Source organism: Phenylobacterium sp., assembly GCF_030645195.1.
Classification (GTDB): Bacteria; Pseudomonadota; Alphaproteobacteria; order Caulobacterales; family Caulobacteraceae; genus Phenylobacterium.
The window spans coordinates 1-12,043 of sequence record NZ_JAUSLW010000112.1; the positions used below are offsets into that span (position 1 = coordinate 1).

At 69.3% G+C, this 12,043-nt stretch carries 11 protein-coding genes; 7 read left to right on the forward strand and 4 right to left on the reverse strand.

The window, feature by feature from the left end:
- The 3 genes from Q7T09_RS10100 to Q7T09_RS10110 all read left to right on the forward strand — a co-directional run.
- The coding region (locus Q7T09_RS10100) for a class I tRNA ligase family protein (RefSeq protein ID WP_304699482.1) at positions 1 to 1,886 on the forward strand (1,886 nt) is incomplete at its 5' end.
- Between the two features lie 222 nt (positions 1,887 to 2,108).
- Entirely contained in the window at positions 2,109 to 3,869 is a 1,761-nt protein-coding gene (locus Q7T09_RS10105; protein ID WP_304699483.1) for a class I adenylate-forming enzyme family protein, read from the forward strand.
- Between the two features lie 296 nt (positions 3,870 to 4,165).
- Positions 4,166 to 4,924 carry a TlyA family RNA methyltransferase gene (locus Q7T09_RS10110; protein ID WP_304699484.1) on the forward strand — a complete coding sequence of 253 codons (759 nt, stop codon included), beginning with the start codon at positions 4,166 to 4,168 and terminating at the stop codon, positions 4,922 to 4,924.
- A 9-nt stretch (positions 4,925 to 4,933) separates the two neighbouring features.
- Here the strand turns inward: Q7T09_RS10110 and Q7T09_RS10115 are convergent, their stop codons facing one another.
- A complete protein-coding gene (locus Q7T09_RS10115) occupies positions 4,934 to 5,548 on the reverse strand; it encodes a glycine zipper 2TM domain-containing protein (protein ID WP_304699485.1) in 615 nt (204 codons plus the stop codon).
- 42 nt (positions 5,549 to 5,590) lie between these two features.
- Positions 5,591 to 6,019: a glycine zipper 2TM domain-containing protein gene (locus Q7T09_RS10120; protein ID WP_304699486.1), complete on the reverse strand. Its 429-nt coding sequence runs from the start codon at positions 6,017 to 6,019 to the stop codon at positions 5,591 to 5,593.
- 169 nt (positions 6,020 to 6,188) lie between these two features.
- Between Q7T09_RS10120 and Q7T09_RS10125 the strand changes: the two genes are divergently transcribed.
- Complete coding sequence (locus tag Q7T09_RS10125) at positions 6,189 to 7,478, forward strand: class I SAM-dependent RNA methyltransferase (protein ID WP_304699487.1); 1,290 nt, start codon at positions 6,189 to 6,191, stop codon at positions 7,476 to 7,478.
- On the opposite strand, the gene Q7T09_RS10130 is transcribed toward Q7T09_RS10125, so the two are convergent.
- On the reverse strand, positions 7,475 to 9,319 hold the full coding sequence (locus Q7T09_RS10130) for an ATP-binding protein (protein WP_304699488.1): 1,845 nt from the start codon (positions 9,317 to 9,319) through the stop codon (positions 7,475 to 7,477). The two genes, Q7T09_RS10125 and Q7T09_RS10130, sit on opposite strands and share 4 nt — an antisense overlap.
- Before the next feature lie 114 nt (positions 9,320 to 9,433).
- Entirely contained in the window at positions 9,434 to 10,516 is a 1,083-nt protein-coding gene (locus Q7T09_RS10135; protein WP_304699489.1) for a PA0069 family radical SAM protein, read from the reverse strand.
- Positions 10,517 to 10,601: 85 nt separating this feature from the next.
- Here Q7T09_RS10135 and Q7T09_RS10140 point away from each other — a divergent pair, with 85 nt between their 5' ends.
- From Q7T09_RS10140 to Q7T09_RS10150, 3 genes are read left to right on the forward strand one after another with little or no spacing between them, the layout of a single operon-like run.
- Entirely contained in the window at positions 10,602 to 11,060 is a 459-nt protein-coding gene (locus Q7T09_RS10140) for a glycosyltransferase (RefSeq protein ID WP_304699490.1), read from the forward strand.
- 17 nt (positions 11,061 to 11,077) lie between these two features.
- The gene (locus Q7T09_RS10145) at positions 11,078 to 11,545 is read left to right on the forward strand and encodes a GFA family protein (RefSeq protein WP_304699491.1); all 468 of its coding nucleotides are present in this window, start codon (positions 11,078 to 11,080) and stop codon (positions 11,543 to 11,545) included.
- Positions 11,542 to 11,904, forward strand: coding sequence for a hypothetical protein (locus Q7T09_RS10150; RefSeq protein WP_304699492.1), 363 nt, complete (start codon positions 11,542 to 11,544; stop codon positions 11,902 to 11,904). The genes Q7T09_RS10145 and Q7T09_RS10150 overlap by 4 nt, the downstream gene beginning before the upstream one ends.
- Positions 11,905 to 12,043 lie beyond the last annotated feature (139 nt).

Genomic DNA, 12,043 nt, shown 5'->3' on the forward strand with positions numbered 1-12,043 from the left:
CGCTCGACTACCACGGCCGCAACCTCGCCATGCCGCCCATCCGCGCCTGGCCCGCCGGCCCCACGCCGCGCAGCCACGCGGAGGAGGCCGGTCGCATCCTCCCGGGCGATGACGCGCGCATGCTGATCGCCAGCACCAACGAAGCCATGCGCCCGATGATCCGCGCGGACTTCGCGACGATCGAAGAGCTCGGCTATCTCGAGAAAACCGAGCCGCACACGCTCCAGATCGGCACCTGCTCGCGTTGCCACACCGTCGTCGAGCCGCTGATGTCGTGGCAATGGTTCGTGAAGATGGCGCCGCTCGCGAAGCCGGGCATCGACGTCGTCCGTGAGGGGCGCATCACGTTCGTCCCCGACCGCTTCGAGCGCATCTACCTGAACTGGATGGAGAACATCCGCGACTGGTGCGTTTCGCGCCAGCTCTGGTGGGGCCACCGCATCCCCGCCTGGTATGGGCCCGACGGCAAGATCTTCGTCGAGGAGACCGAGGAGAAGGCCAAGGCCGCCGCCCGCGAGGTCTACGGCCGCGACGAGCCCCTGCGCCAGGACGAGGACGTGCTGGACACCTGGTTCTCCTCCGGCCTGTGGCCGTTCTCCACCCTGGGCTGGCCGGAAGAGACCGCCGACCTGGCGCGCTTCTACCCCACCAACACCCTGGTGACGGGCTTCGACATCATCTTCTACTGGGTCGCCCGGATGATGATGCTGGGCATCCATTTCACCGGCCAGGTCCCCTTCAAGCGGGTGTTCTTTAACGCCCTGGTCCGCGACGCCTCGGGCGCCAAGATGTCCAAGTCCAAGGGCAACGTCATGGACCCCCTGGAACTGGTGGACCAATACGGCGCCGATCCTCTGCGCTTCACGCTCACGGCCATGTCCGGCCAGGGTCGCGACATCAAGCTCTCGGTGGAGCGCATTGAAGGCTATAGGAATTTCGGCACCAAGCTGTGGAACGCCACTAACTTCGCCCAGGTGAACGGGGCGGCCCGCGCGGCCGACTTCGATCCGGCCGAGGTGCAGAACACGCTGAACCGCTGGATCATCGGGGAGGCTGCCCGCACATCGCAGGCGGTGACCGAAGCCATCGCCAGCTGCAGCTTCGACGGGGCGGCCAACACACTCTATCGCTTCATCTGGGATACCTACTGCGCCTGGTATGTCGAGCTAGCCAAGCCGCTGCTGGGCAAACCGGGTGAGGCCGTCGCCGATGAGGCCGCCCGCGCCGAGACCCAGGCCACCGTCGGCTGGGTGCTCGACGTCATCCTGAAGCTGTTGCACCCCATCATGCCGTTCCTGACCGAGGAACTGTGGGCCCAGACCTCTGACCTGGGCGCGCCGAGGTCAGAGGGCGGCATGCTGATCACCGCCCATTGGCCGGACCTGCCCGCGACCCTGATCGACGTCAACGCGGACGCCGAGATCGGCCTGATTATCGCGACGGTCACCGAGGGCCGCGCTGTCCGCAAGGAACTGAACGTGCCCCACTCGGCACGCCCGGCTCTGCTGGTGATCGACGCCACGTCCGCTCAGCGCGAAGTCTTCCAGACCAACGCCAGCGTCATTGCGCAGATTCTGCGGGTCAGCAGCATCAGCTTTGAAGACACGGCGCCCGTGGGCGCGGTTCCCTTCGTGGTCAGTGGCGCGACCCTGGCCCTGCCGGTGGCCGAATTCATTGACTTGGCCGTCGAGAAGGCCCGCCTGGCCAAGGAGATCACCACCCTGGCCAGCGACATCGCCCACGTGATGAAGAAGCTCGGCAACCCCGACTTCGTGGCCCGCGCCAAGGAGGAGGTGGTCGAAGAAAACCGCGAGCGCCTGGCCGAGTCCGAGGCCGCGAAAGCCAAGCTGGAAGGGGCCCTGGCCCGCCTGGAGGCCGTGGTCTGACGCGACCGGCGTTCTTCCAAACAGCCGTTTGCGTCGACGCCTAGGTTATGCTTGTTCACCTACAGCGTGACAGCCTGAAGTGGACGCCGGTTCAGGCGCCCGTCACGCTGTAAACTTAAGAGATCGAGCCTGTTTATCCGTTTCAGATGAGTCCATCTGAAACGGACAGGCTCTAGGATGACGCGGCCCCGTGAAGGCCGTGCGCTAGTGGAGAACGCTCAGATGTCCGAGGCTGTCTTGCCGGCCGGCTGGCCCGCCATGTCCATCGCCCAGGCTCACGCCATGATCACCGCTCCGGGGACCCCGGCGGAGATCGAGGAGGTGGTCATCCGGGGCGTCACGACCAAGACCTGGAAGAACCAGCCCCCCACCCTGCGTTCGGTGGTGGAGATGTCCCGCGCCCACGGCGACAGGGTCTTCCTGGTCTATGAGGACGAACGGGTCACCTTCGAGGCCTTCTACCGCGCCGTCTCGGCCTTCGCCCGCGAGCTGCAGGCCCAGGGTGTGGTCAAGGGCGACCGGGTCGCCATCGTCATGCGCAACCTGCCCGAATGGCCGGTGGCCTTCTATGCGGCGGAGTCCATCGGCGCCGTCGTCACGCCGCTGAACGCCTGGTGGACCGGGCCGGAGCTGGAATATGGCCTGACCGACTCCGGCTCCAAGGTCGCCATCCTCGACGCCGAGCGCTACGAGCGGCTCACCGAGCACCTGCCCAACTGTCCTGACCTGCAGACCATCTATGTCAGCCGCGAGGTGGACGAGATCGCCCACCCGCTGGTGCGCAAGCTGGAGGCTGCGATCGGGGCCCCCAACGACTGGGCCAAGCTGCCCGACCAGCCGCTGCCGGCCGTCGAGATCGACACCGACGACGACGCGACCATCTTCTACACCTCCGGCACCACCGGTAAGCCCAAGGGGGCGCTCGCCACCCATCGGGGGGTCAATTCCAACATCATGGCCGGCGCGGTGGCCGGCGCCCGGGCCTTCCTGCGCCGCGGCGAGGCGCCGCCCCAGCCCGACCCGAACGCACCCCAGCGCTCCTCGCTGATCTCGGTGCCCTTCTTCCACGCCACCGGCTGCTTCGCCGTGCTGAACCCCTCCCTGGCCGGGGGCGCCAAGCTGGTGATGATGCACAAGTGGGACGTGATCCGCGCCTTCGAGCTGATCCAGCGCGAGAAGATCCAGTCGGCCGGCGGGGTGCCTACCATCGCCTGGCAGCTGATCGAGCACCCGATGCGCGAGAAGTACGACCTGTCGTCCCTGGAGAGCGTGGCCTATGGCGGCGCCCCCTCGGCGCCGGAGCTGGTCCGCAAGATCAAGGAGACCTTCCCCAAGTCCGCGGCCGGCAACGGCTGGGGCATGACCGAGACCTGCGCCACGGTCACCACCCACGGGGCCGAGGACTACGCCAACCGCCCCGACAGCTGCGGCCCGGCCGTGCCGGTGAGCGAGCTGCAGATCCGCGATCCCGCCGACGGCGTCACGGTGCTGCCCCCCAACGCGGTGGGCGAGCTCTGGGCCAATGGCCCGCAGATCGTGAAGGGCTACTGGAACAAGCCCGAGGCCACCGCACAGACCTTCGTCGACGGCTGGGTCCGCACCGGCGACCTGGCCCGCGTGGACGAGGAGGGCTTCTGCTTCATCATCGACCGCGCCAAGGACATGCTGATCCGCGGCGGCGAGAACATCTACTGCATCGAGGTGGAGAACGTCCTCTATGACCACCCGGCCGTGATGGACGCCGCCGTGGTCGGCATCGTCCACCGGACGCTCGGCGAAGAGCCCGGCGCCGTGGTCACCCTGAAGCCCGGCGCCAGCGCCACCGAGGCCGAGCTCCGCGCCCACGTGGCCGAGCACCTGGCGGCCTTCAAGGTGCCGGTGAAGGTCAAGTTCTGGCACGAAACCCTGCCGCGCAACGCCAACGGCAAGATCCTCAAGAACGAGCTGAAGAAGCTGTTCGAAGAGGACGCGGCGAGCGCCTGATGCCTTCGCTGCTCCCAGCGGTTTCCGTCTCCCCTTGCGGGAGAAGGTGGCCCTGCGGAGCAGGGTCGGGGTCGATAGTCCTATCCGGCAAACCCACTCCGTCATCCCGGCCGCAGCGTAGCGGAGAGCCGGGACCCAGGGGCCGCGTTCAATCCCCCTGGGTCCCGGGTCTCCCCTTCGGGTCGCCCGGGATGACGGGTTATGGTTCTGACAGGGGAGCGAGACCCCTCATCCGACCGCTCTCCGAGCGGCCACCTTCTCCCGCAAGGGGAGAAGGACCGTTCTGGCGGCCTTAGATGGCCCGTGTCCGCGCCGATGTCCTGCTGTTGGCGCGCGGGCTCTTCGAGAGCCGCGCCAAGGCCCGCGCGGCCATCGAGGCTGGCGGGGTCACCGCCGACGGCCAGGTGGTGGCCAAGGCGTCTGACCTGCTGGACGAGGCCTGCGACCTGCGGGGCCAGGCCGCCCACCCCTATGTGGGGCGCGGGGCGCTGAAGCTGGTCCACGCCCTGGAGCTTTGGCCGGTGGCCGTCGAAGGCGCCGTGGTGCTGGATGTCGGCGCCTCCACCGGCGGCTTCACCCAGGTCTGCCTGGAGCGGGGCGCGGCGCGGGTCTACGCCGTCGATGTCGGGCGCGGGCAGCTGCACGCCAAGCTTGCCGCCGATCCCCGGGTCACGGCCCTGGAGGGGCTCGACGCCCGCGACCTGACCGCCGAACTGATCCCGCATCCGCCGCAGCTCGTGGTCTGCGACGCCAGCTTCATCGGCCTGGCCAAGGTCCTGCCGGCGGCCCTGGCCCTGGCCGCCCCCGGCGCCGACCTGATCGCGCTGGTGAAGCCGCAGTTCGAGGTGGGGCCGGACCTGGTGGGGAAGGGGGGCCTGGTCCGCGACGCCGCCGCCCGGGCCCGTGCGCTCGCCGGCGTGGCGAGCTTCCTGACCGTCTCGGGCTGGGCGGTGCTAGGCGCCGCCGACAGCCCGATCCAGGGCGGTGACGGCAATTCCGAATACCTGCTGCACGCACGAAAAAGCCGCCCACCGGGCGGCTTCGCCGTTGTCTAGGGTCAGGTCTTAGTCGACGACCTGATAGCGGCCCTGGCTGTCCTGACAGACGCGCACGAAGCGCTTCTGGACGCGGCCGTCGGGGAGGTAGATCGGGCTTTCGGCCAGGGTGCAGCCATTGGCGTCGACGCCGCCCTGGGTGGAGACGCGGTAGCTGTCGCCACGGCGGTCATAGGCGTCGTAGCCGCTGGAGCGGTCATAGTCGTAGGTCTGCTGGGCATAGCCGTTGTCGTAGCCGTTCCCGTAATAGCCGTTCTGGCCGTACTGGCCGTACTGGCTGTTCCCGTAATAGGCCTGACGGCTGGGGGTGCAGGCCGCGGAGTCCTTGCCGATCTTGGCGCCGGCGACGGCCCCCACCAGACCGCCCAGCACCGCGCCCTCGGTCCGCGCGTTGCGGGCCGCGACGTTGGAGCCGATGGCCGCGCCGGCCAGGGCGCCCAGCAGGCCGCCCGTGGTTCCGCGGTTCGACGACGACCGGCGGCAGGGATCGTAATAGCCGCCGTTGTCGCCGTTGCCGTAGTAGCCGGACTGGGCCGAGGCGAAGCTGGGAACCGCCAGGGCGGCGCTGAGCGCCATGACGCCGGCGACGCCGGCGAGGGCGGACTTGGCGAAGGTGTTGGTCATCGGAAACTCCCCGTTTGGGACTGGATGAAAGGGTCGGGGCTCTTACGAGCGCCCGCTGGGCCGCCACACGCCATCCTTGCCGCGGCAGATCTCGAAACTGTGGTCGCGGCCGCCGTAGTACTCGCTCACCCACTGGCAGTTCTTGCGGCTGTAGGAGGATTGGGCGACGCGGTTGGGATAGCCCTTGCAGTTGACGCGGTTGCGGCCGACCTGGTTGCCGGCGGCCGCCCCGACCACGCCGCCGAGCACCGCGCCTTCGGTCTTGGCGCCCTTGCCGGCGACCTGGGAGCCCACCAGCGCGCCGAGCACGCCGCCGACGAGGGCGCCCTTGTGGCCGGACTCGCGGCGGGCTTGGCGGCAGATGTCGCCGGTGCCGTAGGAGCGGGTGGATTGGGCCGCGGCGAACTGCGGAACCGCCAGGCTCGTCGCCAGGACGGCGGTGGCGGCGGCGAGGGCGAACGTACGCTTCATGGTCTTTTCCTTCGCAGGCTCCAGCGGCGCCATGGCCCCGCTTTCGGAGATGAGGTTTGACGTATCGAACCTGAACGGGTCTTGAACAGACGCACGACGCCCGTTCATCTGGATTCAGGTGCGCAAGGTGAAGCTACCATCCGCCCCCCAGCCGTAAATGATCCCGATCATGCGAAGTTCCAGCCGCCGCCCCGGCCGTCCCGAGACCCCCAAGCCGGCGGGGCCGCCCGTCGAGGTGGTCATCGAAACGGTTGGCGGCGAGGGGGACGGCGTGGCGCCGGGTCCCATCTATGTGCCCTTCACCCTGCCGGGTGAGCGGGTCCGCGCCGTGGGCGGCGGCGAACGCCGGGAGCTCGACCTCATCCTCACCGCCAGCGCCGAGCGGGTGACCCCGCCCTGTCCGCACTTCGGGGTCTGCGGCGGCTGCGCCCTGCAGCACTGGGAGCACGGCGCCTACCTGGCCTGGAAGGTGGAGCGCCTGCGCACGACCCTGGGCCTGCAGCGCATCGAGAGCGAGATCCTGGCGCCTTTCGCCGCCAAGCCGGGCACGCGGCGGCGCCTGGCCCTGCACGCCCGTCCCGGCAAGCGGGGCGAGGCGCGGCTCGGCTACAAGGGCCGCAAGTCCTGGGACCTGGTGGACATCACCGTCTGCCCCATCGCCGATCCCCGGCTGGAGGCGGCCCTGCCGGCCCTGCGCCGCATGGCCGCGCCGCTGTTCGAGCATCCCAAGTCCGCGCCGACCCTGCACGTCACCCTGACGTCGGAGGGGATCGACGTCGACATCACCGGCGTCGAGCGCAAGAGCGGCGGCCTGTCGGCCGACTCCCGCATGCGCCTGGCCGAGGCGGCCGCGGAGGGCGACTTCGCCCGCGTCACCATGGACGGGGATGTGGCCTATGGCGCGCGCCAGCCTGTGGTGCGCCTGGGTCCCGCCGCCGTGGCCCTGCCGCCCGGCGCCTTCCTCCAGGCCGTGCCGGAGGCCGAGGCCGCCATGGCCGCCTTCGCCGTAGCGCAGGTGGCCGGCGCCGAGCGCATCGCCGACCTCTATTGCGGGGTGGGGACCTTCACCTTCCGCCTGGCCCAGGTGGCGCCGGTCTACGCCGTGGACGGCCACGCCCCGGCCATCCGCGCCCTGACCTCGGCCATCTCGACCGCGCCAGGCCTCAAGGGCGTCACCGCCGAGGCCCGCGACCTGACCCGCCGCCCCGTCCTGGCCGTGGAGTTCAAGAAGATCGACACCGTGCTGTTCGACCCGCCCCGGGCCGGCGCCCTGGAGCAGACCGCCGAGCTGGCGGCCTCCAAGGTCTCGAAGATCGTGGGGGTGTCGTGCAATCCGGCCACCTTCGCCCGCGACGCCCGGGTGCTGATCGACGCCGGCTTCAGCCTCGACCGCGTCCTGCCGGTGGACCAGTTCCTCTGGTCGCCGCACGTGGAGCTGGTGGGGGTCTTCTCCCGCTAACTGGCTTGGGAGATCGCCCGCTCGCCTCCGGTATCGGCCATGGCCCGGGAGATCGCGGACATCAGAGCGGGGATCTGGATCGGCTTGGCGCTGTGCTCGGTGAAGCCGAGCTCCAGATAGTGCGGGCGCCCGCCCGAGGTGACGTCGGCGGTGAGCGCGATCACCGGGACCGCCTGGTTGGGGCCCGGGCTGGCGCGCAGGCGCTGCAGGGCCTGGACTCCGGTCATGCCGGGCATCTGGATGTCCATCAGGGTCAGGTCGAAGGGACGCGAGGCGAGCAGGTCCAGGGCGGCCTGGCCGCTGGCGGCCTTTTCCACCCGGTGTCCGAAGGCGCGGAGGATCTGTTGCAACACCAGCAGGTTGACCGGGTTGTCGTCGACGATCAGCACATCGAGGTCGGCTGCCGGAGCGTCCTCCGTCACCGGCTCGGCCGGGGCTGAGGTCGGCGCCTGGGCCAGGTCGAAGATGGCCTCCATATGGAAGGTCGAGCCTTGGCCGAGTTGGCTCTCGACCCAGACCCGGCCGCCCATCAGCTCGGTGAGTTGGCTGGCGATGGCCAGCCCCAGGCCGGCGCCGCCGAACCTGCGCTCTTCGGACTCGTCCACCTGGGAGAACCGTTGGAAGAGGAAGGGCAGGTGTTCCTTCGGGATGCCGGGGCCGGTGTCGATGACCGAGATGCGGAGGCGGGCGGCGGTCTCGCCGCTGGGCTGGGCGGCCACCCTGACGGTGACGGCGCCCTGGTCGGTGAACTTCAGGGCGTTGCCGATCAGGTTGAACAACACCTGCCGCACCCGGATCGCGTCCATCCAGACATGGCCGGGCAGATCCTCGTCGGCCTCAAGCCGCAGGGCCACGCCCTTCTCATCGGCCCGCGCGCGCCAGAAGGCCACCGCGCGGTCCAGGAACAGGGGCAGATCTTCGGGGGCCGGGGTGATGTCCAGGCGCCCGGCGTTGACCTTCGACATGTCGAGGATGTCGTTGAGGATCGACAGCAGGTGTTCGCCGCTCTCGATGAGGGTCTCCAGCCGGTCGGCCTGGACGGGATCGGTCTCGTCGCGCCGCAGCAGCTGGGCCATGCCCAGGACACCGTTCATGGGGGTGCGAATCTCGTGGCTCATGGTGGCCAGGAAGTTCGACTTGGCGAGATTGGCCTGGCGGGCCACCTCGCGGGCCTCGTCGGCCGCCCGGGTCTCGGCCATGGCGTGGTCGCGGGCGGCCTCCAGTTCCGGGATCATCGCCAGGTTCGAGGCGTAGGCCGCCTGCCAGCTGCTGACCGAGCGGGTCGTGCCGTCCGAGATCATCAGCAGCAGGACCATCAGGCAGGCCATGGAGATCATCAGGCCCCCGAAGGCGGCCGGAGGGAAGATCCCGAGCAGGGCCCCGGTCAGGGCCAGGACGGCGGGACCGGCGAAGGACCAGAAGACGGCGCGCGACAGGGCGCCGCTGGCGCAGGCGACCGCCACCATGGAGGCGACCGTGATGGCGAGATAGGCCAGCTCCTTCTGCCCGCCCCAGAGGGCCAGGATGGTGGGGCCGGCGAGATAGGTCGACACCCGGGCCACGCACAGCAGGGCCAGCTGGCGGAAGCCACGCGCGACCTCGGTCTGCGCGCTGCGGGCCAGCCAGCGGGCGATGGTGCGCTGATAGAGGATGTCGACGGCGCAACTGGCCAGGAAGGCGAGGCCGGCGACCACCGGATGGCCAAGCACCAGGACCGCCGCCAGGGCGACGGCGTTGAAGACGACGTGGCTCTTGATCGGCATGGCCAGGCCCGCCAGCGTCAACTGGTAGGCGTTCGCATTGGCCGCGGGATCCATCGCTGCTGTGGTCTGGCCGTCCATGACCGGTCACCTGCCCCTTTCCTGCTGGGCCATCTAACAACAGTTCAATTAACTGACTGAAAACTCGGCGGCTTTTTCTCAAGATTCCGTCTTCTCAAGCCCGCACCGTCTGATCTAGCCGCCGGAGAACAGGTCGCCCTGGTCGCCGGCCCGGACCGGAACCCGGAACCTCGTCAGGTCCAGGCCCTCGAAGGCGAACTCCAGGCCGTAGCGCTTGCGGGCGGCCTGGAAGCGCGCGGCCATCAGGTCGGCCAGCGGCCCCTGGCCCTTCATCCGCGTCCCCCAGTCGGCGTCGTAGTCCTTGCCGCCGCGCATCTGGCGCACCAGGGACATCACCCGGCTGGCGCGGTCGGGATGGTCGGTGGCCAGCCATTCCCGGAACAGGTCCTTGATCTCCAGGGGCAGGCGCAGGGCGACATAGCCAGCGCCCCGGGCGCCGGCCTGTCCGGACCGCTCCAGCACCGCCTCCATCTCGTGGTCGTTGAGGCCCGGTATGGCCGGGGCGAACATGACGATCACCGGGACGCCAGCGTCGGCCAGGCCCTTGATGGCCGCGATCCGCTTCTCCGGCGTGGCGGCTCGCGGCTCCATGCTGCGGGCGAGCTTGCGGTCCAGCGTGGTCACCGAGATCGCCACCCGCACCAGGTTGGCGGCGGCCAGCGGCGCCAGCAGGTCGACGTCCCGCAGGACCAGGGCCGACTTGGTGATGATCGAGAACGGATGCTGGAAGCGGGCCAGCACCTCGATGATCGACCGCGTGATCCGCAGGCTGCGCTCCTGTGGCTGATAGGGGTCGGTATTGCCGCCGATGTGGATGGCGATGGGCTGGTAGCGGGGCTTGGAGAGCTCGGCCTCCAGCAACGCCGCCGCGTCGGGCTTGAAGAACAGCTTGCTCTCGAAATCCAGCCCCGGGGACAGCCCCATATAGGCGTGGGCGGGCCGGGCGTAGCAATAGATGCAGCCGTGCTCGCAGCCGCGATAGGGATTGATCGAACGGCTGAAGCCCACGTCCGGGCTGGTGTTCCTGGAGATGATCACCCGCGCCCTCTCCGGCGTCAGGGTGGTCTTGAGCTTCACCGGCTCGACGTCGTCGGGCGTCCAGCCGTCGTCGAAGGCCTCGCGGGCCTGGGCCTCGAAGCGGCCCGAGGCGTTGGAACGGGCGCCTCGGCCCTTGATCTGTTGGGTGAAGGAGGTCACGCGCCACCATGGCAGCCCGATAAGAACAGAACAAGAACATTATCCGGATGCTTGACCGCGCGCCCGGCGCACCGCTTGTGGCGCCATGCTCTCGGTGATTATCCCGACCTCCAATTCCGCGGCCGACCTGCCCGAGCTGCTGACGGTGCTGGTGCCGGCGGCGGTGGACGGCCTGGTGCGCGAGGTGATGGCGGCCGACGAGGGCTCCACCGATCCCACCCTGCTGATCTGCGACGATGCCGGGGTCGAGGTGGTGACCGACGGCATCGCCGCGGCCATGAAGCGGGCCCGCCAGGACTGGATCCTGCTGCTGCCGGCCGACATGAAGCTGACCCACGACTGGGCCGACCGGGTGGCGCGCGGCGTCAAGCAGGGTCGCTCGGCGGGCCTGAAGGGCGTGGCCCAGGGCGGCTCGCTGATGGACCGCCTCAAGCCCGGCCCCTGGGGCCTGTTGATCCGCAAGAGCGAGCTTGGCAACCTGCCCCCCGACGCCGATTTCGCCCGCCTGCGCCGTCAGTTTGGACGGCTGCCCACCCTGAAATAGACCGAAGGGAGCCCTCCATGACCCCGCCGAGCCTGCCCTGGGAGGGTGGATGCCGCTGCGGACAGGTGCGGTTCCGGGTCAGCGCCCCGCCGATCCTGACCATGGCCTGCCACTGCACGGGCTGCCAGAGGATGACCTCCAGCGCCTTCTCCCTCAGCGCCGCCATCCCCAGCGAGGGGTTCACCGTCACGGCCGGCGAGCCGGTGATCGGCGGCCTGCACGGCGCCAACAGCCACTATTTCTGCCCCCACTGCATGAGCTGGATGTTCACCCGCCCGGAGGGCATGGACTGGTTCGTGAACCTGCGCCCGACGATGCTGGACGACGCGACCTGGTTCGTCCCCTTCATCGAGACCTGCACCAGCGAGAAGCTGCCCTGGGCCACGACACCCGCGGTCCACAGCTTCCCGACCTTCCCGGACTTCGAGGCCTATGAGGGGTTGAGCGCGGCCTATATGGCCCAGTCGGGCGCCGTCCAGGGGTGAGCGACGCCCAGGGCCTGATGCTGGTGCGGGCGGTCCACACCGCCATCTACCTGGTGATGGCGGCCTCGTGCTTCGTGATGCTGTTTGGCGCGGTCACCGGCGCCCACGGGCCCTGGCTGTGGTGGGCGGTCGGGCTGATCGGCGCCGAGAGCCTGGTCTTCGCCGCCTGGGGGTTCAAGTGTCCCCTGACCGCGGTGGCGGTGATGTATGGCGCGGGCGAGGGGCCGCTGTTCGACACCTTCCTGCCCGAGAAGATCACCCGCCACACCTTCAGGTTCTTTGGGCCCCTGGTGCTGATGGGATTCCTGATGCTGGCCAGCCGCTGGCTGTGGTTGGGTTGGGGGCGGGCGCTCGGTTAGGCCTAGGTCCTGTTGACGAAGTAGATTCCCAAATCATCTGATCGCTGATTCAAGGCTGCTCTTTGAGGAGAGCGGTTTTGGTTCGTGGCTTGATGTCGGATGATGAGTGGGGGTTCTTCGCACCGTTCGTGATCGAGAC